General features: G+C 49.8%; 21 protein-coding genes. 6 read left to right on the forward strand and 15 right to left on the reverse strand.

Translation table 11 applies throughout. The features are described 5' to 3' along the window. Positions 1–49 precede the first annotated feature (49 nt). The 7 genes from odhB to IEW74_RS01855 all read right to left on the reverse strand — a co-directional run bounded on the left by odhB (position 50) and on the right by IEW74_RS01855 (position 11,117). Positions 50–1,660, reverse strand: a complete 1,611-nt coding sequence (odhB, locus tag IEW74_RS01825; RefSeq protein WP_188660618.1) for a 2-oxoglutarate dehydrogenase complex dihydrolipoyllysine-residue succinyltransferase — start codon at positions 1,658–1,660, stop codon at positions 50–52. A gap of 17 nt (positions 1,661–1,677) precedes the next feature. Beyond that, positions 1,678–4,617 carry a 2-oxoglutarate dehydrogenase E1 component gene (locus IEW74_RS01830; RefSeq protein ID WP_188660621.1) on the reverse strand — a complete coding sequence of 980 codons (2,940 nt, stop codon included), beginning with the start codon at positions 4,615–4,617 and terminating at the stop codon, positions 1,678–1,680. Positions 4,618–4,721: 104 nt separating this feature from the next. After that, on the reverse strand, positions 4,722–5,597 hold the full coding sequence (sucD, locus tag IEW74_RS01835) for a succinate--CoA ligase subunit alpha (RefSeq protein ID WP_188660624.1): 876 nt from the start codon (positions 5,595–5,597) through the stop codon (positions 4,722–4,724). Position 5,598: 1 nt separating this feature from the next. Then, positions 5,599–6,798: an ADP-forming succinate--CoA ligase subunit beta gene (gene sucC, locus IEW74_RS01840; RefSeq protein ID WP_188660627.1), complete on the reverse strand. Its 1,200-nt coding sequence runs from the start codon at positions 6,796–6,798 to the stop codon at positions 5,599–5,601. A gap of 108 nt (positions 6,799–6,906) precedes the next feature. Further along, positions 6,907–7,872 (reverse strand): malate dehydrogenase, encoded by a 966-nt coding sequence (gene mdh / locus IEW74_RS01845; RefSeq protein ID WP_188660630.1) that lies wholly within the window; start codon positions 7,870–7,872, stop codon positions 6,907–6,909. 421 nt (positions 7,873–8,293) lie between these two features. Then, entirely contained in the window at positions 8,294–9,415 is a 1,122-nt protein-coding gene (gene zapE, locus IEW74_RS01850) for a cell division protein ZapE (RefSeq protein ID WP_188660632.1), read from the reverse strand. 262 nt (positions 9,416–9,677) lie between these two features. Next, on the reverse strand, positions 9,678–11,117 hold the full coding sequence (locus IEW74_RS01855; protein ID WP_188660635.1) for a methyl-accepting chemotaxis protein: 1,440 nt from the start codon (positions 11,115–11,117) through the stop codon (positions 9,678–9,680). Between the two features lie 282 nt (positions 11,118–11,399). Here IEW74_RS01855 and lepA point away from each other — a divergent pair, with 282 nt between their 5' ends. Continuing rightward, entirely contained in the window at positions 11,400–13,202 is a 1,803-nt protein-coding gene (gene lepA / locus IEW74_RS01860) for a translation elongation factor 4 (RefSeq protein WP_188660638.1), read from the forward strand. Between the two features lie 71 nt (positions 13,203–13,273). Here the strand turns inward: lepA and IEW74_RS01865 are convergent, their stop codons facing one another. From IEW74_RS01865 to IEW74_RS01875, 4 genes are all read right to left on the reverse strand, one after another. Continuing rightward, positions 13,274–13,525: a hypothetical protein gene (locus IEW74_RS01865; RefSeq protein ID WP_188660643.1), complete on the reverse strand. Its 252-nt coding sequence runs from the start codon at positions 13,523–13,525 to the stop codon at positions 13,274–13,276. 190 nt (positions 13,526–13,715) lie between these two features. Then, the gene (locus IEW74_RS17485; protein WP_268233795.1) at positions 13,716–13,838 is read right to left on the reverse strand and encodes a hypothetical protein; all 123 of its coding nucleotides are present in this window, start codon (positions 13,836–13,838) and stop codon (positions 13,716–13,718) included. A gap of 248 nt (positions 13,839–14,086) precedes the next feature. Next, complete coding sequence (locus IEW74_RS01870; protein ID WP_188660646.1) at positions 14,087–15,100, reverse strand: class 1 fructose-bisphosphatase; 1,014 nt, start codon at positions 15,098–15,100, stop codon at positions 14,087–14,089. A gap of 87 nt (positions 15,101–15,187) precedes the next feature. Next, the gene (locus tag IEW74_RS01875) at positions 15,188–15,625 is read right to left on the reverse strand and encodes a nucleoside deaminase (protein WP_188660649.1); all 438 of its coding nucleotides are present in this window, start codon (positions 15,623–15,625) and stop codon (positions 15,188–15,190) included. Positions 15,626–15,669: 44 nt separating this feature from the next. Here IEW74_RS01875 and IEW74_RS01880 point away from each other — a divergent pair, with 44 nt between their 5' ends. From IEW74_RS01880 to rsmD, 3 genes are read left to right on the forward strand one after another with little or no spacing between them, the layout of a single operon-like run. Beyond that, positions 15,670–16,389: a gamma-glutamyl-gamma-aminobutyrate hydrolase family protein gene (locus IEW74_RS01880; protein ID WP_188660652.1), complete on the forward strand. Its 720-nt coding sequence runs from the start codon at positions 15,670–15,672 to the stop codon at positions 16,387–16,389. Beyond that, positions 16,386–17,300 (forward strand): pseudouridine synthase, encoded by a 915-nt coding sequence (locus IEW74_RS01885; protein WP_188660655.1) that lies wholly within the window; start codon positions 16,386–16,388, stop codon positions 17,298–17,300. The genes IEW74_RS01880 and IEW74_RS01885 overlap by 4 nt, the downstream gene beginning before the upstream one ends. Then, positions 17,281–17,841 (forward strand): 16S rRNA (guanine(966)-N(2))-methyltransferase RsmD, encoded by a 561-nt coding sequence (gene rsmD, locus IEW74_RS01890; protein WP_188660657.1) that lies wholly within the window; start codon positions 17,281–17,283, stop codon positions 17,839–17,841. Before IEW74_RS01885 ends, rsmD begins: the two co-directional genes overlap by 20 nt. Here rsmD and IEW74_RS01895 read toward each other — a convergent pair. After that, entirely contained in the window at positions 17,826–18,476 is a 651-nt protein-coding gene (locus IEW74_RS01895; RefSeq protein WP_229734206.1) for a pyrimidine 5'-nucleotidase, read from the reverse strand. The two genes, rsmD and IEW74_RS01895, sit on opposite strands and share 16 nt — an antisense overlap. A 100-nt stretch (positions 18,477–18,576) precedes the next feature. Here IEW74_RS01895 and IEW74_RS01900 point away from each other — a divergent pair, with 100 nt between their 5' ends. Beyond that, the gene (locus IEW74_RS01900; RefSeq protein WP_188660661.1) at positions 18,577–20,283 is read left to right on the forward strand and encodes an EAL domain-containing protein; all 1,707 of its coding nucleotides are present in this window, start codon (positions 18,577–18,579) and stop codon (positions 20,281–20,283) included. A 57-nt stretch (positions 20,284–20,340) separates the two neighbouring features. Here the strand turns inward: IEW74_RS01900 and IEW74_RS01905 are convergent, their stop codons facing one another. The 3 genes from IEW74_RS01905 to IEW74_RS01915 all read right to left on the reverse strand — a co-directional run bounded on the left by IEW74_RS01905 (position 20,341) and on the right by IEW74_RS01915 (position 22,495). Continuing rightward, positions 20,341–20,889, reverse strand: coding sequence for a NifU family protein (locus tag IEW74_RS01905; protein WP_188660663.1), 549 nt, complete (start codon positions 20,887–20,889; stop codon positions 20,341–20,343). A 110-nt stretch (positions 20,890–20,999) separates the two neighbouring features. Beyond that, positions 21,000–21,482 (reverse strand): universal stress protein, encoded by a 483-nt coding sequence (locus IEW74_RS01910; RefSeq protein WP_188660666.1) that lies wholly within the window; start codon positions 21,480–21,482, stop codon positions 21,000–21,002. 26 nt (positions 21,483–21,508) lie between these two features. Further along, a complete protein-coding gene (locus tag IEW74_RS01915; RefSeq protein ID WP_188660668.1) occupies positions 21,509–22,495 on the reverse strand; it encodes a DUF2333 family protein in 987 nt (328 codons plus the stop codon). A gap of 145 nt (positions 22,496–22,640) precedes the next feature. On the opposite strand from IEW74_RS01915, the gene IEW74_RS01920 reads away from it, so the two are divergent. Continuing rightward, positions 22,641–25,172 carry a sensor histidine kinase gene (locus IEW74_RS01920; RefSeq protein ID WP_188660671.1) on the forward strand — a complete coding sequence of 844 codons (2,532 nt, stop codon included), beginning with the start codon at positions 22,641–22,643 and terminating at the stop codon, positions 25,170–25,172. Positions 25,173–25,182 lie beyond the last annotated feature (10 nt).

Consider the following 25,182-nt stretch of genomic DNA (forward strand, 5'->3'; position numbering starts at 1 on the left):
AAAAACGGGAGCCGACACACTGCCGACCCCCGCTTCATTTTTTTAACGCTTAGGCGTCCAGCAGGATGCGCTGCGGATCTTCCAGACATTCCTTGACGCGAACGAGGAAGCTGACGGCCTCGCGACCATCAATGATACGGTGGTCATAAGACAAAGCCAGATACATCATCGGACGTGCCTGAATGGAACCATCCGGCATTACCATCGGGCGCATTTGCGTTTTGTGCATACCCAAAATCGCAGATTGCGGACGGTTCAGGATCGGTGCAGACAACAGGGACCCAAACACACCACCGTTAGAAATGGTGAAGGTACCCCCCATCATTTCGTCCATTGTCAATGAACCGGCACGGGCGCGTTTGCCATAGTCCACGATATCGCCTTCGATTTGTGCCAGTGATTTTTCATCACAATCACGCACAACCGGCACCACCAGACCTGTCGGAGAGCCAACGGCAATCCCGACATCGTAATGGTTTTTATAAACGATTTCGTCACCATCGATTTCCGCATTCACGGCAGGCCATTCACGCAGAGCTGTCACACAGGCTTTCGTGAAGATACCCATGAAGCCAAGCTTCACACCGTGTTTTTTCTCAAAACCGTCTTTATATTGCTTGCGCATTTCCAAGACACCGGTCATGTCCACTTCGTTCCAAGTGGTCAAGATCGCCGCTGTGTTTTGGGCTTCTTTCAAGCGAGAGGCAATCACCTTGCGAAGACGGGTCATTTTGACACGTTCTTCACGCGGGCCTACGGGGCGCGGTGGGATCATCGCCCCGTTCGGTGTCGAAGACGCAGCCGGTGCAGCCGCCGGGGCCGGAGCCGCCGCAGGAGCTGCAGCAGGAGCCGGTTTCGCCGCCGCCGCTTTGTCTTTTTCAGCCTGACCGCTTTCGATATAGGCGAGAACATCGCCCTTCACCAAGCGACCGTCTTTCCCTGTTGCCGGAATTTTCGCAGCATCAAGGCCGTTTTCTTCAACCAGCTTGCGAACCGCAGGTGCCAAAGGCAGGGATGTATTTGCCGCAGCTGCCGGAGCCGAGGCCGCAGGTGCGCTTTTCGCCGGGGCTGCACTGGATGCCGGTGCCGCCGCACCAGCCGTTGCACCAACAGCAATACGACCAACAACCGTACCGACTTCAACATCGGTATCTTCACCCGCGATAATTTCAACCAGCACACCGGCTGCCGGTGAGGGCAGTTCGGCTGTTACTTTATCGGTTTCGACTTCACACAGGGCTTCATCAACAGCAACTTCTTCCCCGACTTTTTTCAGCCAGCTGGAAATTGTGCCTTCGGTAACCGATTCACCCATTGCCGGGATAACGATATCCACCGTTTCACCCGTACCGGCAGAAGCCGCTTTTGCCGGAGCTTCCTGAGCCGCAGGAGCCGCAGCCGGAGCAGCCGCAACGGTTTCACCCGCTTCACCCACCATACACAGGACCGCACCCACTTCCACGTCGGAGTCTTCTGCGGCAACGATTTCAACCAAAGTACCCGCAACAGGCGATGGTACTTCGACAGTGACTTTGTCTGTTTCCAGCTCAACAAGCGGTTCGTCAACAGCGACAGTGTCGCCGATATTTTTGAGCCACTTTGAAACCGTACCTTCCGATACGGATTCACCCAAAGCAGGAACAGTAATTTCTGTGGCCATTTGTTTCCTCACAACTCTTATAGTTTAGATGCAGCCATTTTGGTTTCACGTGCAAACGGTGTCGGCAAACTTTCCAGCTTGCCAGCCAATGCTTCGTCAACCAGGAACTGTTGTTCGGCAACGTGAACCTTATTCAGGCCCGTTGCAGGCGATGCAGATGCACGGCGACCGGAATAACCCGGGAAGCCGCCCTTCATACCCAATTCTTGACAGATATAAAGCAAACGCGGGAAGACAAACGTCCAATAGCCCATGTTTGCGGGTTCTTCCTGACACCAGACCATGTCGGCATTGGGATATTTCGCCAACTCTTCCTTAATGGACTCTTTCGGCCAAGGATAAAGCTGTTCGACACGAACGATGGCAACATCGCCAATCCCTTTGTCACGGCGCGTTTGCAGCAGGTCATAGTAAACTTTACCTGTACACAAAACGACCCGTTTGACCTTGTCATTGGCCACCAGTTTATCGGTTTCACCAATAACACGCTGGAAGGCGGACCCTGTCATAAATTCGGACAGTGTGCTTTGACACAGCTTGTGACGCAGCAAGGACTTCGGCGTAAAGATCACCAAAGGCTTGCGGAAGTTGCGGCACAACTGACGACGTAGCGCATGGAAATAGTTTGCCGGTGTAGACAGGTTCAGAACTTGCCAGTTGTCTTCTGCACACAGTTGCAAATAACGTTCCGGGCGTGCGGATGAGTGTTCCGGACCTTGACCTTCATAGCCATGCGGCAACAACATGGTCAAACCGGACAAACGCAACCATTTGGATTCACCACTTGAGATAAACTGGTCGATAATCATCTGGGCACCGTTGGCAAAATCACCAAACTGAGCTTCCCATAGGACCAAGGCATTGGGTTCTGCCAATGAATAACCGTATTCAAAGCCGAGAACGGACAATTCAATCAGCGGGCTGTCGATAACTTCATAATCGCCTTGTTCTTCACGAATACTGTTCAGCGGACGGTAACGTTCTTCGCTTTCCTGATCGACGATCACACTATGACGCTGGGAGAATGTCCCACGACCGCAATCCTGACCGGACAGACGCACCTTGTGCCCTTCCACCAAGAGAGAGCCAAACGCCAAGGCTTCAGCAGTTGCCCAATCGATCCCTTCGCCGGTCTCGATCATTTTGGACTTGGCTTTCAGCTGGCGTTCAACCTTCTTATTCACATTAAAGTTATCGGGCGCCGTGGAAATGGCTTTCCCGACTTCTTTCAACAATTCTTCAGAAACAGAGGTATCTTCATTACGGAATTCCTCTTCGCCCTTGGCATTGGCAAACCCTTGCCATTTACCTTCGAACCAATCGGCTTTGTTCGGCTTATAGGCCGTACCCGCCTGAAATTCCTCTTCCAGACGACCTTTAAAATCGTCGTAGATATCTTGAACCTGTTGTTCGCTCAGAACTTTTTCAGCAACCAGACGCTCTGCATACAGTTCGCGCGTGGTTTTCTGCGCCTTGATCACTTTATACATATGCGGGTTGGTGAACATCGGTTCATCCGACTCGTTATGACCGTGACGGCGATAGCAGAACATATCGATGACCACGTCTTTACCAAATTCCTGACGGTATTCGGTTGCAATACGGGCCACGTGAACCACGGCTTCCGGGTCGTCCCCGTTTACGTGGAAAATCGGGGCCTGTACCATCTTGGCAACATCAGACGGATATTGGCTGGACCGCGAATAATGCGGGGCCGTCGTAAAACCGATCTGGTTGTTGACGATGATATGGATGGTTCCGCCAACTTTATAGCCGCGCAGACCCGACATGGCATGGCCTTCCGGCACAATCCCCTGACCGGAATAAGCCGCATCACCGTGTAACAACAACGGCATGACCTGACGGCGTTCTGTATCACCGAGTTGTTCCTGTTTGGCACGTACCTTCCCGTGGACAACCGGGTTGACCAGTTCAAGGTGAGACGGGTTTGCTGTCAAAGACAAGTGAACGGTGTTGCCATCAAATTCACGGTCCGCAGATGTCCCGAGGTGATATTTCACATCCCCTGAACCTTCGACATCATCCGGGTTGGATGAATTGCCCTGAAATTCCGAGAACAGCGCGCGAAACGGCTTGTGCATCACATTGGTCAAAACGTTCAAACGACCCCGGTGCGGCATCCCCAGAACGACTTCTTTCAAACCCAGTTGCGCCCCGCGTTTGAGGATCTGTTCCATCGCGGGAATAAGGGCTTCGCCACCTTCCAGACCGAAACGTTTTGTCCCTGTGTATTTTTTATCAAGGAACTGTTCAAAGCCTTCGGCTTCGGTCAAACGTTCCAAAATTGCCTGTTTGCCTTTTACGGTAAAGGCAGACTGGTTTTCAGTGGATTCGATGCGACGCTGGATCCAGGCTTTTTCTTCCGGTTCCTGAATGTGCATAAATTCCACACCGATATGACGGCAGTATGTGGATTGAACTTTTTCCACGATCTCGCGCAATGAAGCCGTTTCCAGCCCCAGCACAAAATCGATAAAGATCGGACGGTCCATATCTGCATCGGTGAAACCGTATGATTTCGGATCCAGTTCCGGGTGATAGTCGTTACCCTCGATCCCCAGTGGGTCAAATCGAGCGATAAGGTGACCGCGTACGCGGTAAGAACGGATCAGCATCAACGCGCGGATGGAGTCCATCGTTGCGGCGCGGATCGCGTCTTCATCAGCCTGTGCATAAACTGCACCCGCCTGTGGCTGTGCAGATGCAACCGGTGCCGTGACGGATGTTGCACCCGTATTAACGACGCCGTGGCTCGGTTTGTTCCAACTCGGACCGCTCAGGTCTTGCAGTGCTTCCAGACCTTCAGCGCGCAATCCGGAGAAAAAGGATACCCAGCTCTGATCAACAGAGGACGGGTCCCTCATATAACGGGCGTAAAGTTCTGCCAGATAGACAGTATTTTGGCCATTCAGGATTGTTTCGGGGGTATCAACCATATTTTTTCTTCCCTAGAGGGGTGCGGTTCACTTCTTAACGGTGATCCCGCACCCTAACTCCCAAGACTAGGATTTGGAGCGACAAGAGCCGCCCCCAACAACGATTAACCGTTCAACAGTTTAACCATTGTGCTACCGATAGAAGCCGGTGAGTCAGCAACGGCAACGCCGGCAGACTTCATTGCTTCCATTTTGGCATCAGCCGTACCTTGACCACCGGAAATGATGGCGCCAGCATGGCCCATACGTTTACCCGGAGGGGCAGTAACACCGGCGATAAAGCCAACAACCGGTTTCTTGATTTTGGACTGTTTGAGGAATTCACAAGCTTCTTCCTCAGCCGTACCGCCAATTTCACCGATCATAACGATGGATTCTGTTTCATCATCGCCCAGGAACATTTCCAGACAATCAATGAAGTTTGTGCCGTTAACCGGGTCACCACCGATACCGATACAAGTAGACTGACCCATGCCCGCTGCCGTTGTTTGTGCAACAGCTTCGTAAGTCAATGTACCGGAACGTGAAACGATACCAACAGAACCGCGTTTGTGAATGTGACCCGGCATAATACCGATTTTACATTCACCCGGTGTGATGACACCCGGGCAGTTCGGGCCGACAAGACGCGTTTTGGAATTTGCCAACGCACGTTTTACCTTCACCATATCCATCACCGGAATACCTTCGGTGATACAAACAGCCAGTTCGATTTCCGCATCGATCGCTTCCAAAATCGCATCGGCTGCGAACGGCGGCGGAACGTAAATCACAGATGCGTTTGCACCTGTTTTTTCACGTGCATCGGCAACCGTGTCGAAAACCGGCAGATCAAGGTGAGTGGAACCGCCTTTGCCCGGTGTAACACCACCGACCATTTGTGTCCCGTAAGCAATCGCTTGTTCAGAGTGGAAAGTACCTTGTGCGCCAGTAAAACCCTGACAGATGACTTTGGTATCTTTATTAATCAGAACGGCCATGTTATGCAGCCTCCTTCACAGCTTTCACGACTTTTTCTGCCGCGTCAGCAAGGTTATCAGCAGTGATGATCGGCAGACCGGATTCAGAAAGAATTTTCTTACCTTGGTCTACGTTTGTCCCTTCAAGACGTACAACGAGCGGCACGTTCAAAGAAACTTCGCGTGCAGCCGCAACAACGCCGTCTGCAATCACGTCACAACGCATGATACCACCGAAGATGTTGACAAGAATGCCTTCAACGTTCGGGTCGGACAGGATCAATTTAAAGGCTTCTGTCACGCGCTCTTTCGTCGCCCCGCCACCAACATCAAGGAAGTTTGCCGGCTCACCGCCGTACAGTTTAATGATGTCCATTGTACCCATCGCAAGACCGGCACCGTTCACCATACAACCGATTGTTCCATCAAGTTTGATGTAGTTGAGGTCATGCTTGGAAGCTTCCAGTTCCATCGCATCTTCTTCGTCTTCGTCGCGCATTTCTTCAACCGCTTTTTGACGGTAGAGAGCGTTTGAATCGAAGTTCATTTTCGCATCCAGCGCCACCAGATCGTCGGCACCGGTCACAACCAGCGGGTTGATCTCAACCATAGACGCGTCCAGTTCGATGAACGCTTTATACATACCGGCAAGGAACTTGGCACAAGACTTGATTTGTGCGCCTTTCAGGCCCAGACCAAAAGCAACCTTACGGGTGTGGAACGGCATGATGCCTGTTGCCGGGTCAATCGCAACGGTCAGAATTTTTTCCGGTGTGGAAGCTGCAACTTCTTCGATATCCATACCGCCTTCTGTGGAGGCCATGATGGTCACACGAGAGGTCGCACGGTCGATCAAGAACGCGAGATAAAGTTCGGAAGCGATGTCACAACCGTCTTCGATGTAAACGCGCTTAACTTCTTTGCCTTCTGCCCCGGACTGGTGTGTCACCAGTGTGTTGCCAAGCATTTGTTTTGCGTTTGCTTCGACTTCGTCAACAGATTTGACAACACGAACGCCACCGGCTTCGCCAGCGTCTGCTTCTTTAAATTTACCTTTACCACGGCCACCGGCGTGGATTTGAGATTTTACGACAAAAACCGGACCACCCAGTTTTTCCGCTTCTGCGCGCGCTTCTTCCGGTGTGTAAGCCACACCGCCATTCAGTACAGTGACACCATACTGTTTCAGAAGCTGCTTAGCTTGATATTCATGAATATTCATCTTTGCTTTGCCTCAATTTTGAGAAAACTCTCTTTTTTATGGGAGTTCTTAAACTTTTCCCCACAAAGGAACGGGGCGACTGTAAGGGTCGCCCCGAATGCATGCTGATTAGTCAGCTTTTGCCATTTGCTCTTTTGTCGCTTCAATCAGGCCTTTCACAGCGTTGATTGAATTGTCGAACATAGCTTGTTCATCGTCGTTCAGTTTAATCTCGACAACTTCTTCGATACCGTTGGCACCAATGATTGTCGGAACACCGACATAAATACCGTCTTGACCGTACTTGCCACCGTCAACCCAAGCCGCACACGGCAGCAGGCGACGCTGGTCTTTCAGGTAAGCTTCCGCCATTTGGATGGCAGAAGAAGCCGGTGCGTAGAATGCAGAACCGGTTTTCAGCAGGCCAACGATTTCGGCACCGCCATCACGTGTGCGCTGAACGATTTCGTCCATTTTCTCACGTGTGGTCCAACCCATTTCGATCAGATCGGGAACCGGGATACCGGCAACAGCGGAATAACGCTCCAGCGGGACCATTGTATCGCCGTGGCCACCCAGAACGAACGCTGTCACATCTTCAACAGAAACGTTGAATTCTTCAGCCAGGAAGTAGCGGAAGCGAGCAGAGTCCAGAACACCGGCCATACCGACAACTTTGTTGTGCGGCAAACCGGAAACTTCGCGCAGTGCCCAAACCATCGCGTCGAGCGGGTTGGTGATGCAGATAACGAAAGCATTCGGTGCATATTGTTTGATGCCTTCACCAACAGACTTCATTACAGAAGCGTTGATGCCGATCAGGTCGTCGCGGCTCATGCCCGGCTTGCGCGGAACGCCTGCCGTTACGATTACAACGTCTGCACCTTCGATGTCTTTGTAGTCAGTTGTGCCTGAGAATGATGCGTTGAAACAATCAACAGGTGATGATTCAGCAATGTCCAGACCCTTCCCCTGGGGGATGCCGTCTGCAATGTCAAAAAGGACAACGTCGCCCAATTCTTTCAGACCTGCCAGGTGAGCCAGTGTACCGCCGATATTACCAGCGCCGATTAACGCAATCTTGTTCCGTGCCATGGAGAATTTTCCCTCGATCCGGTTAAATAAATAAAGCTGAACTTTACCCCGATGGAATTCGAGATCAAAGTCCAAAAACCCGTCCGAGGTTAGTACCGTGTTTCTTGACTTAGAGCAAGGATTGTTTCCAAAAAGATCGTTGCTTAACCCCGCAGAAACCCTAGACTTTATGCCTGAGTGGTCTTACCAAGAGTGCAAGGCAATGGTAAGACCATGCCTGAAATTTTCGAAAAGCGAGAGAACCTCTGGGGTTTAATAATATTTCGCGCGTTTATGCTGTGGTGCAGCATAAACCGGTGGTGGTGATACCATGCACAACACGCATGCGCTGCCCCCTATTTGCGCATGCGCGAATCCTGTCGTTATGCATTTTACGTGACCCACATTGAAACAACCGATTCTATTGGGCTTTGGCTCACCTTTACGTCAAATGTTCCGCGCTTAGATAATCCTCGGACTGCATCTCCATCAGGCGCGAAACGGTGCGCTGAAATTCAAAGGCGCCATCGCCTTCGGGATAAAGTTTATCGGGCAATGCTGCTGCAGAGCACACAAGTTTTACCTTATGTTCGTAAAGCGCATCGATTAAATGGACAAAACGTTCGGCTTCATTGCGATTTTTAGGGCTGAGGACGGGAATAGCCTCAACAAAAATCACATCAAACAGGCTGGCAAGCTCCAAATAAACATTTGCACCATAAGGCTTGACGCACAGATCATTGAAGGTAAAAAACGCAATCCGTTCATATCGTTTCGGCACATCAACCTGACGTGACTTCACAATCACATAATCGTTCTTGGATTGCCCTTGTGTCATTTCTTCAAACTGAGCATGCAACTGGTCGCGCGCATCCATATCCAGGGGATAGAAATAGGTATGTTCCCCGCTTTCACGCCCCAACCGATAATCCGTTGGGCTTGCCAGTTCCATGACATCAAGTTTTTGCTTCAACATATCGATGGAAGGTAAAAAGCGGTCGCGTTGCAGGCCGTTTTTATACAAATCGTCCGGCACACGGTTTGAGGTAGCCACCACAACAACACCTTTTTCAAAAAGGGTTCGAAACAAACGCCCCAAAATCATCGCATCTGCGATATTGGTAACCTGCAATTCATCAAAACACAACAGCCAGGCTTCATCGGTCAACTGCCCGGCGAGAACGACAATTGCATCGTCTTTTTTATCCAGTTTATCTTCGCGGATCTGTTTCAAACGGTCATGGACTTCGCGCATAAATTCATGGAAATGCACACGGCGTTTCAGCCGGACGGGTGCCGTATCATAAAACAAATCCATCAACATGGATTTGCCCCGGCCCACTTCGCCATACATATACAAGCCTTGCGGCGGTGTAATGGCTTCTTTACGGCGCCCCAGACCAAACCGGGCACGCCAACCGCTCTCTCCGCTATCGGGTTGATAGGATTTCAAGGCGTTATGAAGAAGTTGCAGTTTTTCCACGGCCAGTTCCTGTGCCGTATCGGGATGAATATCGCCTTTCTGAATGTACGCGCGATATGTGTGCATCGGCCCGTCAACCATCTGCATTCCCTCAGTTATTGCATCTTTGTTTCATTCTTAAAGGGATCACATAAAAAAAACAAGGAGGGTCTTTCACCTCATTGTCAGGCTGCTGACAAAGTTTTTTGGATAAATCGCCAATCAAAAGACGTCATCTCACACTTGATACGGGATCTATTTAAAATCAAATGGTTAAACATGACTCATGCGATAAATATGGATCCCCGATCAGGGTCGAGGATGACGGCTTAGGGGCTTTGTCAGTCCCTAAGCACTCAATCATTTATAATTTATAGCCTGTGCGCATACCGCCCCAATGTTTGCCTTTAACAAAAATCGGTGCCGTTACATCTTTCATCATCACATAATTCCCCCCGCCCATATCCCGGCGATAGGCTTGCACAAGAAACGGTTTTTCATTTTTGCCTGCCGCCAGCCCGACACGGTCGTTGAAGATCATTCGGTTGCGACAATTGGCGGTATTCCAGTCGATTTCACCGGGACGTTGGGCTTGTGAGAAATTCAAATTATGGACGGGCAAATAGCCATTTACATCCACACAGGCCGCGAACACAATTTTGTTATCCGAAGCCTGAATGGGCTCCTGAATATCGGGCAAATGTTGATCCAGAAAGTCCAGACTTTGGATACTATATTGCGGTGGGTTGGTGCCTTCAATCTGGCGATACTCCCGATCAAACAAAGCCTCCATGCGCAATTCACCGCGCTCCACCGCCTCTTCAAGCAGCTGCGAAACTTTTTGCGCCCCGCTCACCACCTGGTTGATATAGAAGGTATCCACCGTTTCCACACCCAACTGGTTGGTTAACTGGATCAAATCAGCGCCAAAATCACGCAGCTTACTGATCCTTTCGTTACAACCACTTAAGTCCGTGCGGTTTTCCTCGGCCCGCAAGCTCATTTCTTCAAGCTGCGTCACCACCCCATCCACATGGGCATCAATGGCGGAAGCGGCATGATTGATATTGGCCAGTTCCCCATCGACTTTTGCAATCGCACTTCCGACTAGATTAATCGCATCGCCAATATCCTTTGTCCCGGCCTGCGCCTGTGCGGCACTTTCCACACCGCTCACGCTTTCACTCATTAACAGCTCGACTTGAGATCCCAATTCTTCCAGTGTCTGATCGATCTGTTCGGTTGCCTTGGCGGTTTGTTCAGCCAGATTTTTCACTTCCCCCGCAACAACGGCAAACCCTTTACCGGCATCACCGGCCCGGGCAGCCTCAATTGTCGCGTTCAAGGCCAGCAAGTTGGTTTGTGAGGCAATTTTCTGAATGACACCAGACACATCGCGCACTTCTTCCAAGGCGCCGTTCAATCCGATGAGACGACCTTCGACCTGACGCACAAAATCCACCAGCGTCTGAATATTCCCAAGGGAGACTTCGACCTTTTCTCGCGATTGGGACACATCGGTATTGGCCTGTTCTGCCACTTCCAGCGATGTTTGTGTCGCCATTGCGATATCATTTTTCACTTGCGCCATCGCCGCAGAGGCTTCGCGAACAAGATTAAAACTATCGGTCTGTTTATTAATTCGTGCCGTTATATCTTCAATATTACCGGCAACATCGGCAATCTCGATGACAATATCGCCCGCATCAATGGCAATCTTTTGAATGACATCTTCGACCTGAATGCCGGATGTCTTATTTTCGCGCATGGTCGTTTGCGACTCTACCGCTGTTTCGTCGGTCACCTTCCATCTCCCTAGACTATATTTGCTTTATTTAGCTTTTTTTGTGTCACGAAAGATGCGGCATTTGCAATATAATTGCAACACTAGAAAGCTGTATCGGGTCAGGCATCTCCCAAATAGATCATGGCAGCCCTCTTTCCTATCGCGTCAAAACCTAACCAGTTTATTGATTTCAAAGCCGATTCAGACAATTGCGGTTTACGCGCGTGATTTTGTTGCGTCAAAGCCAACAAAGCCTTATACCAAGCTCGAGTTTTTATCATTTTTTGAAGCGATACATCCATGACCGACCTGTCTCATATTCGCAACTTTTCCATCATTGCCCATATCGATCACGGCAAATCCACGCTGGCAGATCGTCTCATCCATTTATGCGGTGGCCTGAGCGATCGGGAAATGCAGGAACAGGTGCTCGATAGCATGGATATTGAACGCGAACGCGGCATTACCATCAAATCGCAAACGGTTCGTCTTGATTATACCGCGAAAGACGGCAAGACCTATCAGCTCAACCTGATGGACACCCCCGGTCACGTGGATTTTGCTTATGAAGTCAGCCGTTCATTGGCGGCCTGCGAAGGATCCCTTCTGGTGGTTGACTCCACCCAAGGGGTCGAAGCGCAAACCTTGGCCAACGTCTATCAGGCGATTGAAAACAATCACGAGATTATCCCCGTTCTCAATAAAGCAGACCTGCCGGCGTCCGAGCCGGAACGCATTCAACAACAGATCGAAGACGTCATCGGCATTGATGCCAGCGGTGCGGTTCTGGTTTCTGCCAAAACCGGATTAAACTGTGACGAGGTTCTGGAAGCGATTGTGACCACCCTTCCGGCCCCGACAGGTGACCGGGATGCACCTTTAAAAGCACTTATTGTTGATAGCTGGTATGATCCCTATCTCGGCGTTATGATCCTTGTGCGTATTGTGGATGGCACCATGAAACGGGGCATGAAGGTTACCTTTATGAATACCCAAACCGAACACCAGATTGATCAGGTCGGTTGCTTCCGCCCGAAAATGGAAAAACTGGCGGAACTGGCCCCCGGTGAAGTCGGTTATTTCACCGCCGCCATCAAATCCGTTGCGGACGCCGCTGTCGGGGATACCGTGACAGAAACCAAAAAACCGGCAACCACGGCCCTCGCAGGCTTTAAACCCTCCACCCCTGTGGTCTGGTGTGGTTTGTTCCCGGTTGATGCGGCCGATTTTGAAGATTTACGCGATGCGCTTGGCAAGCTTCACCTTAACGATGCGTCTTTCCATTTCGAACCGGAAAGTTCCGCCGCCCTGGGGTTTGGTTTCCGTTGTGGTTTCCTGGGGCTTCTGCACCTTGAAATTATTCAGGAACGTCTGGAACGTGAATATAACCTTGATCTGATTACAACATCGCCGTCCGTGGTTTATAAACTGCATATGAACAGCGGTGACCTGCAAGAACTGCACAACCCTGCCGATATGCCGGACGTAACCAAAATCGACTTCATTGAAGAACCGTGGATTAAAGCCACCATCATGGTCCCGGACGAATATCTCGGCCCTGTTTTGCAGCTTTGTACCGAACGACGCGGTGAACAAATCGAACTGACCTACGTTGGGGCGCGTGCAATGGCGGTTTATCGCTTGCCGCTCAACGAAATCGTCTTTGATTTTTATGACCGATTGAAATCCTGCTCGCGCGGATATGCCAGCTTTGATTACGAAGTGGATGAATACCGCGAAAGCGATCTGGTTAAAGTGTCCATTCTGGTCAATGCCGAACCGGTTGATGCCTTGGCCTTTATCGCGCACCGGGGTCAGTCGGAATCACGCGCCCGTCAGGTCTGTTCCCGTTTGAAAGACCTGATCCCGCGTCAATTGTTCAAAATTCCGATCCAAGGCGCCATCGGTGGTAAAGTTATCGCGCGTGAAACCATTTCCGCCATGCGCAAAGACGTGACAGCAAAATGTTACGGCGGGGACATCACACGTAAGAAAAAACTGCTGGAAAAACAAAAAGCCGGTAAGAAGAAAATGCGTCAATTCGGCAAAGTGGAAATCCCGCAAAGCGCCTTCATCGCCGCCCTCAAAATGGGTGACGATTAATCTTTCGTTTCCGTCCTTTTTCAAAAACACCCGCTTGACTCAAATCATAAAAGCGGGTGTTTTTTTGTATCTTACTGATCAGAACGCGCCGGTTTATTCGCCATAACCGGCTTTTGTGTACGAGGTGGCAAGGCGGCACAAGGATGCCTTCCGCGCCTGTCGTCCTCGCGCAGTTCCCCCAAGATATCAACAACATTTTTCCAGAATAATTCATCCTGCCCGCATCCCAGATTGGCTGAGACCTGCTGCAAGGAATAATCATATCCATATTGTGCAAAAAAATGAGCCGCAACAACACGCGGGGAACGAGACTGATATTCCATAATCCGGCCCTCCCTATAGATTAAGAATACACATCGTTATTTATTTTTACGTGTATAACTATACGGCAAAATGACGGTTTGTTTGAGCACTTTTATACGTTGCGCAATGCAGCATTTTCTAGCCCCATGAAAGTAAACCACAAGACGTGCAATTTTATCTCTTACCATGCGCTGCGATATAGAGAGGGTTTTAGTATTTCAGTAGGTTGGGCTGTCCGTTTGTTGCACGCTTATGAAGAGAATACGCCGATTCCAACGAATAAGCATCGCCGGACATGTCCAATTGTTCCAGAACATCCAGCCAAAATTCCATATCCACTTTCTGTGGATTTGATTTCAGACGCATTGAAATAATAGATATTGCGTCATGGTATCCGTATTCCCTCAAAAGATCTTTTGCAACTCCACTCGGCACCCTATCGCTTTGGGTCATTTTTTGCCTTAGATAAAGTCGATCCTTAACAATTGAATTATAATTGAAATTATTATAATTTCAATAGTTTATAAAAAAAGACCCGGACAATGCCGAGTCTTTCCTATCTTTATGTATAATAAGGTTTTTTATGTTGCATCTGCTTCCTGATGGTAGCCGACAATGCGTTCGACTTCTTTTTTCGACCCTAAAATAACCGGAACACGTTGATGCAATTCAGACGGCTGAACCTCCAAAATGCGTTGACGCCCCGTTGAAGATGCTCCACCGGCCTGTTCGATAATAAATGACATGGGGTTGGCTTCGTACATCAGGCGCAATTTGCCGCCTTTATCGCGAATTTTTTCATCAATCGGATACATAAAGACACCACCGCGACTGATAATGCGGTGCACGTCCGCCACCATAGAAGCCACCCAGCGCATATTGAAATCTTTTTCACGCGGACCGGTCGAACCTGCCAGACATTCTTCAATATAACGGCGCACAGGTTCTTCCCAGTGACGCATATTGGACATGTTGATAGCAAATTCCTTGGTTTCTTCCGGCACTTTCATATCCGGGTGGGTCAGGAAAAATTCACCCACATTACGATCCATTGTGAACCCGTGTACGCCATCGCCTGTGGTCAACACCAACATAGTGGACGGACCATAGACCGTATAACCGGCACAAACCTGCTGCGTCCCCGGTTGCAGGAAATCTTCCGCTGTCGGCTGGTCAATACCGTCCGGGCAACGCAGGATCGAGAAAATAGACCCGACAGAAACATTGACATCAATATTGGAAGACCCGTCCAATGGATCGAATAACAACAGGTAACGACCACGATATTCCGCCGGAACCGTGACGATATCATCTTCTTCTTCCGAAGCCATCCCCGCGAGATGTCCACCGATCGTATTACAGAATTTAAAAAGCTCGTTGGACTGTACATCCAGTTTCTTCTGCACTTCGCCCTGTACGTTTTCCGTCCCCAATGACCCCAGTGCGCCCGCCAGTTCCCCGTGATCCACCAAATCAGAGATGGTTTTACAGGCCGTCATAACGTCTGCCAGCAAAAGGGTCAGCACCCCTTCGCCCTGTCGGCGTCGCTGTTCTTCAATAAGAAAATGGGTCAAAGTAGTGCGATAGCCCGACATAACGTCCTCCCGATAAAAAATGTCTGCGGGCGAAATAACAAATTGCCGGGAATTAGGCAACTGTTCAATCCACCCAACAGGCATGCATTATGCACGTTTTTCCTGAAAAAACGACCTGAGAAGCAAACCACACTCATTTTCACGCAAACCGCCGTAGACATCGGGGCGATGATGACAGGTTGATTGATTATAAAATTGTGCCCCATGATCCACGCCGCCGCCTTTGGGATCATAGGCTCCGAAATAAAGCCGCCGGATGCGGGCAAAAGAAATAGCGGTTGCACACATCGTGCAAGGTTCCAGCGTGACATAGAGATCACAATAGGGTAAACGGGGCGAACCTATATGACGGGCGGCAAGACGCAAGGCCACGAGTTCGGCATGGGCTGTGGGATCGTTATCTTCTTCGGTTCGATTGCCTGCGCGTGCCAAGACCTCACCGGTTCGGCTATCAACCACAACGGCACCGATCGGGACCTCCCCCCGCAAGGCGGCCTTTTCGGCCTCGATTATCGCTAAATCCATATAGTCCATAGACAGGACTATAATACCATGTTTATACAGAAGCTATGAAAACACCACTAATCGGCATTACTATGGACAGCGAAGCGGGTGGCGAAGGCGCTTATTCCAAGTTCGACTGGTATGCATTGCGTGAAAATTACTGTGGCGCGGTGGCCCAAAGCGGCGGCCTACCCCTGCCCCTACCCCACGAACCGGAATTGGCACAACACTATCTTGACCTGATCGACGGTTTATTGATTACCGGTGGTGCCTTTGATGTCGACCCGTCCATGTATGGGGCATCTGATATTCACGACACCGTGATCACAAAAGGCAAGCGTACACAGTTTGAATGGGCCATGACCGAAGGCGCCTTAAAGCGAGACATGCCGATTTTGGGTATTTGCGGTGGTCAACAATTGCTGCATGTGGTCATGGGCGGCAAATTGATCCAGCATATCCCGGATAGCTACAGCGAATGTCTTGCCCACGAACAACCCAATCCGCGCAACGAAGCCGGACATGCGGTGCGCATTAAAGCCGGAACCTTATTGCATGATATCGTTGGCAAAGACGAAATGCATGTTAACAGCGCCCATCATCAGGCCGTTGCCGACAAACCCGAAGGCATTATTATCAACGCCCTTGCCCCCGATAGCGTTCTGGAAGGGATTGAAGCCCCGGAAAAACGGTTCTGTCTGGGCGTGCAATGGCATCCTGAATTCCATATCGACGAAGGTGACAAAAAAATCTTCGACGCATTTATCGAGGCAGCACGCATATGAGCGACGACAAACTCACATTAAAAGGCGAACGTATCGCCAAAGTTATGGCCCGCGCCGGCGTTTGTTCACGCCGCGAAGCCGAACGCATGATCGCTGATGGACGCGTCAGTGTGGACGGTCAGGTAATTGACAGTCCGGCCTTAAACGTTGTTGCCACAAATATTATTACAGTGGACGGCAAAGCCTTGCCCGATAAACAACCGCCGCGCCTGTGGCGCTATCACAAGGCACGCGGTATTATTACCTCACACAACGACCCGGAAGGCCGCCCGACCGTTTTTGAACAGTTACCCAAAGGAACACCACGCGTGATTTCCATCGGGCGGCTGGACTTCAATACCGAAGGCTTGCTGTTATTGACCAACGATGGGGAACTCGCGCGTTATCTGGAAAAACCCGATAACGCCATGATCCGGCGCTATCGCGTGCGCGTTCATGGACGGGTTGATGAAAATGAACTCGCCGCCCTGAAAGAAGGCCCGGTCATTGACGGTGTTCAATATGGCCCCGTCGAGGCCATGCTGGACATTCAAAAAGGGGCAAACGCCTGGATCAATATTTCCATTCGCGAAGGTAAAAATCGCGAAGTCCGTAAAATTATGGAATCATTAGGGCTTGATGTCTCTCGCCTGATCCGCACCGATTACGGACCCGTCCAGTTAGGCAAGCTGCCACGCGGCGAAATGGAAGAAATCCCGCGTAAAGCACTCAGCGAATGGTTTGCAGGCAAAGTACCGGGGATTGGCAAATCCGGCGGTGACAAGAAAGAAGGTTTTGCACAGGCCAAACCGAAGCCTGCCTTTAAAGGCCCACGTAAGGATCCGCAAAAAGATCAGAACGACAAAAAGACAAAAGGCCATAGCAAAGGCCCCAACAAGGGAAAGAAACCAAATGCGGATCGTCGGCGGTAAATTTAAAGGTCGCAAACTCAGCGCCCCGGAAGGATTGGACACCCGCCCGACATCGGATCGGGCGCGCGAGTCCATCTTTAATATTTTGGAACACCAAACATGGGGCCGCCGGGCTTTGCGCGGCGGACGTGTCCTTGATGTTTTTTGCGGCACCGGGGCCTTGGGACTGGAAGCATTCTCGCGCGGGGCCGCCCATGTCACCTTCATGGATCACGCCGAAGCCGCCATGAAATGTTTGCGCACCAATGCCAAGGATATGGGCAGCCGTCACGAAATCAACGCCATGCGTGTGGACGCGACAAGTCCACAGGCTGCACCTGAGCCTTGCACCTTGGTTTTTATGGATGCCCCCTATAAATCCGGTCTTAATGAAACCGCCCTGAATGCGTTGGTTGTCAAAGGGTGGATCACAACGGGCACGTTATGCGTTGTTGAAACCTCCAAAAAAGAAAACTGGCAACCGCCCGCCGGGTTTGACCAAAACGATGTGCGCAAATACGGTGCGGCCCAAGTCTTTTTCCTGACTTACACCGCCCCTTGAAGCCAGGCAACCAAATCATCCGTTTCGTAATGGACGTAGGGTTCACCCGCCCCGTCTTTGCCCCATTTGGTATCGGTCTTGATCCAGAGACATTGCATGCCAAGGGCGGCAGCCGGTGCCAGATTACGGGCAATATCTTCCACCATAATGGATGTCTGCGGATCAACCTGAAACTTTTCCACAAACAGGTCATAAATTTCCGGGTTCGGTTTGGGTTGATAGCCTGCATCCACAATATCGAAGATACCGTCAAAATGCTGCGCAATCCCCAAACGGGCCAAAATCCGTTCGGCATGTCCGGTGGAGGCATTGGTGAAAATATATTTCTTCCCGGATAACTCGCCCAAAACATCCGACAAGGCTGGCGAAGGCGCAACCATGTCCACATCAATATTATGAACATAATTCAAAAACGGACTGGGATCCATGCCATGATGTGTCATCATACCGCGCAGGGTTGTGCCATATTCGCGGAAATAACTTTTTTGGATGCGGTGGGCCTCGTCTTGATCAATCTTCAGAAACTGCGCCACATATTCACGCATTTTGACATCTACCTGCGCAAAGACATTGGCAGAGGCCGGATACAGGGTATTATCCAAATCAAAGACCCAAGCTGAAATTTTATCGTTCATAATCATATATTAATTTCTGGTTATTTTTCATCTGACAAACAGTTTCCTTTCATATACCATGCCGGAAAAGATAAGTGCAAAAAATAAAGGCCTACCCCAAATGAATAATGAAACGTCCTTGAAACAGGAACGCGATCGTTTTGTCGCTTTCACTTTTTGTTGGAGTGATATCGTTCTGGAACTGGACCATGATTTCAATATCATATTTGCCGGGGGGGCCATTTCCGCCATTACGGGAAAAAGTGAAGAAGAACTCATCGGCAAACCGATTACCGATATCATTGCACCGGATGATCATATTCTCTTTCTTCAAGTCGCTTCTGCCACCGATGAAGCCAACCGTATTGAATCCATCAGCATTCGCCTGCAAGGGCGCAGCCGACCAACTCCGCCAATTCAGATGATGGGATACCGGATCAAGGATCTGAGAAACCATCTGTTCATCGGCTTACGTTTAGGCGATAAATTCGGCAAAACCAGCGATCTGAAAAAAGACAATGCCAGCGGGCTTTACGATGAAAAATCATTCCTGAAGGCCGCACAGGCTACCATTCAGAAAAATACGGCAAAAGGCGAACATGTCGAATTGACCATGTTGGATATGGATCAATTACAAGCTCTTGCCAATAGTCTGGGCAACGAAGATGCCAGCCACCTGATGAATTCCGTCGGCAGTTACTTGCGGTCCAATTCACTGGGCAGTGACAGTGCCGGACGTATCGGTGACAACCAATTCGGTTTGGTCCATTCCGGTGATTTAAAAGTTGATGAGTTACAAAACAAACTATCCGAAATGGCGGCAAATGCCAGTGGTAGTGACGTTAAACTGGATATTAAGGCCGCCACACTTGAAGTGGATGGACAAAATATTTCCGAGGAAGACCTCGCCAATGGCTTGGCCTATACCATCAATCGCTTCAAGAATGCCCGGGGTAAAGATTTTTCTATGGAAACCCTGACCCGCAATATGAGCGATCTTGTCAATGAAGCCCACGAAAAAATTGCAACCTTTAAGCATGTGGTTGCCGAACGAGAATTTTTTATCGCTTTCCAACCTATTATCGAAACACGTAGCGGTAAAATCCACCATTACGAATGTCTGGCGCGTTTTCGCGGGGATCAAGCGGGCAAATCGCCTTACGAATATATTATTTTTGCTGAGGAAACCGGCCTGATCCCTGAATTTGATTATGTGATGGCCCAAGCCGCCCTGCAATGGCTCGGACAACAGCCCAAGGGGAAAGAATATTGTCTCGCCGTCAATGTATCCGGTTATTCGGTCGGGGATCGTGGCTATATCAAAAACCTGATGACCTTGTTGAAAAACAACACATGGGCCCGTGGTAATTTGATGTTCGAAATTACGGAAAGCTCCCGCCTCGACAACTTGCAGGAAGCCAACCTCTTTATCCAGAATTTACGTAAAATGGGCTATAAAGTCTGTCTTGATGATTTTGGTGCCGGGGCCGCAAGCTTCCAATATCTGTCCACACTGGATGTCGATATCGTCAAACTGGACGGGTCCGCTATTCGTAACGCACGTCAGGCCCCGAAAGGACGTTCCTTCCTAATCGCGCTTGGTAATCTGTGTCGTGACCTGAAGGTGGAAACCATTGCCGAAATGATTGACGATGCCGAAGGCCTCACGTTTGTGCGCGATTGCGGCATCTCTCATGTCCAAGGCTATCTGTTTGGCAAACCCTCGCCCAACATCAAAGACTTTGATCCCCTGCCACAGTTGGAACTGTTCAGTAAAAAGGCCATGTCCAACAATGCCGCCACCCTGTCGGTTATGACCCGCATTTGATCACAAAAAAAGGTGCCTGAACGTCACAGGCACCTTTTTAAAAAACTATATTTTGCCTTAGATGGCTTCGCGGACTTCCAACACTTCCGGGACATAATAACGCAGCATGTTTTCAATGCCGTGTTTCAATGTCGCACTGGAACTGGGACAGCCGGAACAGGCACCCATCATGGTCAAATAAACAATACCGTCTTCAAATTTGTGGAAAATGATATCGCCACCGTCTTGGGCCACAGCCGGGCGCACACGGGTTTCCAGCAATTCTTTAATTTGTGTGACAATTTCATTATCATCACCGGATTGTTCTGCCGTATTTTCACCGTCTTGTACAATCGCTTCGCCGGAACTGAAATGGTTCATCAGGGCTTCCAAAATCATCGGCTTTAAAACTTGCCAATCTTTGTCTTCCTGCTTGGTCACCGTAATAAAATCAGACCCTAAAAAGATGCTGTCCACGCCATCAACACCGAAAAGACGCTGTGCCAGCGGCGAACGGGCTGCGGCATCCTTGTCATTAAAATTTGCTGTGCCTTGCGCCATAACTGTTTGTTCGGGAATGAATTTTAACGTTGACGGGTTCGGCGTGGCTTCGGTTTGAATGAACATGGTGAAAATACCTTTCCAGTAGATACATTTTTCTTGTCCCTTAAATGGTCCGATTTTGCCAAAAGGTCAAGAGTAAAAAACCTAGTAATTTTGTCGGATATTATATTTGATCAGGTAATCCGGTCAATATCTTCGTCAGAAAGTGTCCCCGGAACCACCGTAATCGGGACAGGCAAACCGCCAACCATATCGCCTGTCAGTGATGAAACCAGCGGTCCGGGCCCATCGGCTGAATCGGCCGCTGCCAAAACCAGCAAGGAAATACTGGGTTCTTCTTTCAGCAGTTTCATCAATTCGGTCTGGCGTTCACCTTCGCGGATATAGACAACCGGCATTTCACCGGTTAATTCCTGAACGATCTTTGAAAAACCACCTACCGCGCCTTCGGCAACCTCGCGGGCTTCTTCGGCCATCAAGGTCCCGACAAACATCCAGTGTTGAAATTCCGTTGGTTCAATCACATAAAGCAACGCGACCCGCCCGCCGGAATGTTCCGCCCGTTTCGCTGCAAATCTCAGGGCAACACGGACCTCTTCGCTGTTGTCCACAACGACCAAAAAGACCCGTTCGCGTATTTCTCTACTTTCTACCATGATCGTATGGTGCCCTGCTTTTACACTTACTTCAACAAGATATTCGCAACCTCTTTTAATTGAGTACGTGCACGCAGCAGGTAAAAGCCCTGTGATGTCAGGTGGCTGGGGCGCCAAAAACTATCCGGATCACCATTGATCACGACAAGAGGCTGGGCACTGGCTGCAATTTTCAAAGACTGCAACATCTGATCCCATGCATTTGTCACATCCTTTTCGCCGATGACATCTTTAAAGTCTGTGCGCAAAGCTTCCAGCAACAGGTAATAGGCATAAAGCCGTCCCTTATTGCGGTAATAGATATCGTCGGCGTGAAAATCGATAAGGGAGCCGGAATTTTCCAGAATATATGTATCGATAACGGCGGAACCGGACCCCAAATCGGCCGCAATCCGTTCCAGTGTCGTTTGCAGGTTATCCGCCCGTGTATCAAACGTGGCTTCCCCCCGTGCCAATCGATCATTATAAGAAATCAAACTACGGCGTGCCGCCCGATACTGTGAATCCGATGGCGCCGTTGGGGCCAGCGAGACACTGAAATCCCAAACCCAAACGTCCCCGGCATATTTCAACAGGCCCGCCGCCTTATCCAAATCGCTGTCCACCTCGGATGATCCGCGTGTCCGTCCGATCTGGTCACTCATTTCAATGGCAAAACGTGACAAGGCATACACAATCCCTTGTTGAAAATTCGGCATATTATCCAATGCCGCCCCCGGCAAGAACCACGGATCATTCGCGACCCACGGGTGAATGTCGGTTTCACGCTGGATCAAACGGGCGGCAATCGCCACACTGTGGCTTTGTCCCGGTTGCACATCCACATCCAGCGGGATTTGATCATCCACTTTATGAACGATCATCATACCCACCGGGTAATAGAGCAAGGCAAACACAAACAGAACGGCCAGCAGGCGGAACCCAAGCTTCATCTTACTCATGCCTCCATCGCCTTGTGAAAAGGAGAAAAGGGCAAACTTCTGGCGCAACCAGAGTGGTAAACGATCGATCATATGTCTCTTCCAATATTGGCAGGTCTCTGATTACATAGTCTTACAGGTTAATTATGTGCAAGGGGGAAGATTTTCTGTATAGTGACAACAAAACTAAAAATAGAGTAAAAATAAACGCCCTATCCTTTTATGGTCGAGAATACAGATGTCGCTGGGAATTCGTGGAAAACTCATTTCCATCTTTTTAGTTATCAAAATCATCCCCCTGGTTCTTCTGGGTGGCGTTGCGTGGGAGGCCATTCAATCCTTTGGCGAATCTGCGATTGAGCAAAGCCAGTCAATCAGCACGGAAATGCGCAAAACGGTGGAAGGGGCCGGTGAACTTGCCGTTGCCGATACCGTGCGTGCGCTCGATACCAAGGCCCGCGAAGCGATCGAACGCTTGACCACAGATACGGCCCTAAGTGTAGCACGGTTTCTATATGACCGGGACAGCGAAGTTCTGTTTGCCGCCAACCTCAACCCGGATGAAAATACCTATCGTGAATTTCTCAACAACCGCACCCGCAATTTGACCACACACCAGCCCTGGATTTTGGATCCTGAAACCGATCACTGGCGTCCGGCAAACCCAAACGATGACGAAAAAGCGATTCGTAGCGCCAAAATTGAAAAAAACGCGAAGGATTTTCACTCTCGCGCATCCAACGGCCCCCATTGGACACAACGCGCACCGCTTTATCTTGAAATGACCTTCATTGGTTTGGATGGTCAGGAAATTGTCAAAGTGACAAACGGTGATTTGCTGAATACAAGCAAAACAAATGTGTCCAACCGCCAAAACACATTTTTGAAAGCGGAAACATACTTTAACAAGCTGAGTGAACTAAAAGCAGGCGAAATTTACGTTTCCGATGTAATCGGTGCTTATGTTCCATCCAAAGTCATCGGCCCCTATACCAAAGCCAGCACAGAAAAAGCCGGGATCCCATTTCAGCCGGAAACATCGGCTTATGCCGGCAAGGAAAATCCGCTAGGAAAACGGTTTCGCGCAATTGTACGCTGGATAACCCCTGTTATGCGCGAGGGCCGCAAGGTCGGATATGTCAGCCTTGCCCTTGATCACGCACATATTATGGAATTTAGTGACCATATTGTGCCAACGGAAGAACGCTATAGCGATATCTCCGATGCCTCCAGTGGCAATTATGCCTTTATGTGGGATCACAAAGGGCGCAACATTTCCCACCCCCGCGATTATTTTATTGTGGGATATGCCCCTGAAACCGGCGAACAGGCTACCCCTTGGCTGTCACAGGATTTGTATGACGACTGGCAAGCCAGCGGCAAATCCTTTACAGACTTCAAAAAGACAGCTCCTCAGTTCCACAAACCGGGTGAAAGTCGACCATCCCTTGACCTTATAAAACAAGGCAATGTGAGTCTGGATTGTCGCTATCTTAACTTCGCCCCGCAATGCGCCGGTTGGTGGAATTTGACGGAAGAAGGCGGGTCCGGGTCTTTTGTTATTTTCTGGAGCAAGCTTTGGAAACTAACCACCGCCGCCGCAATCCCGTACTACACGGGACAATATGGTGAAACAAAACGCGGATTTGGTTTTGTCACCATCGGGGCAAACGTGGATGAATTCCACCGCGCCGCAAACGAGACAAAAGCCTCCCTTGATAAACTGATTGATGCGCAGGATGCAAAAACACGGGCTCAGGAAAAACGTCTGCTGGATCATTTACGCGACTCGATTGCGCAGACGGCAACGGAACTGACTGTATATACCGCAATTATGGTCATTATTGTCGTCATTATCGCCATCTGGATGGCGAGTGTCTTAAGCGCACGTATTACGAAATTGATTGGATCATTGCGCAAAATTCAAGACGGTGACCTCAGTGTGCGTGCAACCGTTGACAGCCGCGATGAGATGGGAGAACTGGCAAACTCCGTCAATAACATGACGCAAAGCCTGCAAGCATTACTGGAAGAAAACAAACTGGCTTTGGAACGGGCAGAAATGTCCAATAAAGCCAAATCCGATTTTCTGGCGAGTATGAGCCACGAATTGCGAACCCCTTTGAATGCCATTATCGGTTTTTCCGATGTTATGAAAAATCAAATATACGGTCCCATTCAACCGGCGACTTACGCCCATTATGCCGATGACATCCATAATTCCGGCCAGCATCTTCTCACCTTGATCAACGATGTGTTGGATGTCGCCCGGATCGGGTCCGGTGAATTTGATATCAACGAAGCCGACTTTAACCTGCCGCGCGCCCTTCAAGACTCGCTGCGTATGCTTCACCCGATTATCGAACAAAAAGACTTGAAGACACATTATGAGGCTGCTCCTCTGCCGCTTATTTACGGGGATGAACGCCGGATCAAACAGGTCTTTTTAAATATTTTGAGCAATGCCGCCAAATTCACCCATGATGGCGGCCATATTTCTATTTCAACGGCAATAAACAATGTCGGTGACATCGAAATTCGCATCAAAGACAGCGGAATCGGCATGACCAACGAAGAAATCGAGATTGCCTTGACGCCTTTTGCCCAAGTTCAATCTTCCTTGGCCCGTCAATATGAAGGCACAGGTCTTGGTCTGCCACTGGCCCATAACCTGATTGAAATACATAACGGTACCTTAAATATCGAAAGTGAACCGGGCAACGGAACCGAAATCATCATCACCTTGCCCAAAGACCGTATCCGTACATAAAAAAACAAAG

It is taken from the genome of Terasakiella brassicae (genome assembly GCF_014641495.1).
In the GTDB taxonomy this organism is placed as follows: Bacteria; Pseudomonadota; Alphaproteobacteria; order Rhodospirillales; family Terasakiellaceae; genus Terasakiella; species Terasakiella brassicae.

Bases quoted from the DNA above. Each gene is read 5' to 3' on its own strand.
- odhB (WP_188660618.1), bottom strand. From the start codon at position 1,660: ATGGCCACAGAAATTACTGTTCCTGCTTTGGGTGAATCCGTATCGGAA.
- IEW74_RS01830 (WP_188660621.1), bottom strand. From the start codon at position 4,617: ATGGTTGATACCCCCGAAACAATCCTGAATGGCCAAAATACTGTCTAT.
- sucD (WP_188660624.1), bottom strand. From the start codon at position 5,597: ATGGCCGTTCTGATTAATAAAGATACCAAAGTCATCTGTCAGGGTTTT.
- sucC (WP_188660627.1), bottom strand. From the start codon at position 6,798: ATGAATATTCATGAATATCAAGCTAAGCAGCTTCTGAAACAGTATGGT.
- mdh (WP_188660630.1), bottom strand. From the start codon at position 7,872: ATGGCACGGAACAAGATTGCGTTAATCGGCGCTGGTAATATCGGCGGT.
- zapE (WP_188660632.1), bottom strand. From the start codon at position 9,415: ATGGTTGACGGGCCGATGCACACATATCGCGCGTACATTCAGAAAGGC.
- lepA (WP_188660638.1), top strand. From the start codon at position 11,400: ATGACCGACCTGTCTCATATTCGCAACTTTTCCATCATTGCCCATATC.
- IEW74_RS01865 (WP_188660643.1), bottom strand. From the start codon at position 13,525: ATGGAATATCAGTCTCGTTCCCCGCGTGTTGTTGCGGCTCATTTTTTT.
- IEW74_RS17485 (WP_268233795.1), bottom strand. From the start codon at position 13,838: ATGGAATTTTGGCTGGATGTTCTGGAACAATTGGACATGTCCGGCGAT.
- IEW74_RS01870 (WP_188660646.1), bottom strand. From the start codon at position 15,100: ATGTCGGGCTATCGCACTACTTTGACCCATTTTCTTATTGAAGAACAG.
- IEW74_RS01875 (WP_188660649.1), bottom strand. From the start codon at position 15,625: ATGGATTTAGCGATAATCGAGGCCGAAAAGGCCGCCTTGCGGGGGGAG.
- IEW74_RS01880 (WP_188660652.1), top strand. From the start codon at position 15,670: ATGAAAACACCACTAATCGGCATTACTATGGACAGCGAAGCGGGTGGC.
- IEW74_RS01885 (WP_188660655.1), top strand. From the start codon at position 16,386: ATGAGCGACGACAAACTCACATTAAAAGGCGAACGTATCGCCAAAGTT.
- rsmD (WP_188660657.1), top strand. From the start codon at position 17,281: ATGCGGATCGTCGGCGGTAAATTTAAAGGTCGCAAACTCAGCGCCCCG.
- IEW74_RS01895 (WP_229734206.1), bottom strand. From the start codon at position 18,476: ATGAACGATAAAATTTCAGCTTGGGTCTTTGATTTGGATAATACCCTG.
- IEW74_RS01900 (WP_188660661.1), top strand. From the start codon at position 18,577: ATGAATAATGAAACGTCCTTGAAACAGGAACGCGATCGTTTTGTCGCT.
- IEW74_RS01905 (WP_188660663.1), bottom strand. From the start codon at position 20,889: ATGTTCATTCAAACCGAAGCCACGCCGAACCCGTCAACGTTAAAATTC.
- IEW74_RS01910 (WP_188660666.1), bottom strand. From the start codon at position 21,482: ATGGTAGAAAGTAGAGAAATACGCGAACGGGTCTTTTTGGTCGTTGTG.
- IEW74_RS01915 (WP_188660668.1), bottom strand. From the start codon at position 22,495: ATGATCGATCGTTTACCACTCTGGTTGCGCCAGAAGTTTGCCCTTTTC.
- IEW74_RS01920 (WP_188660671.1), top strand. From the start codon at position 22,641: ATGTCGCTGGGAATTCGTGGAAAACTCATTTCCATCTTTTTAGTTATC.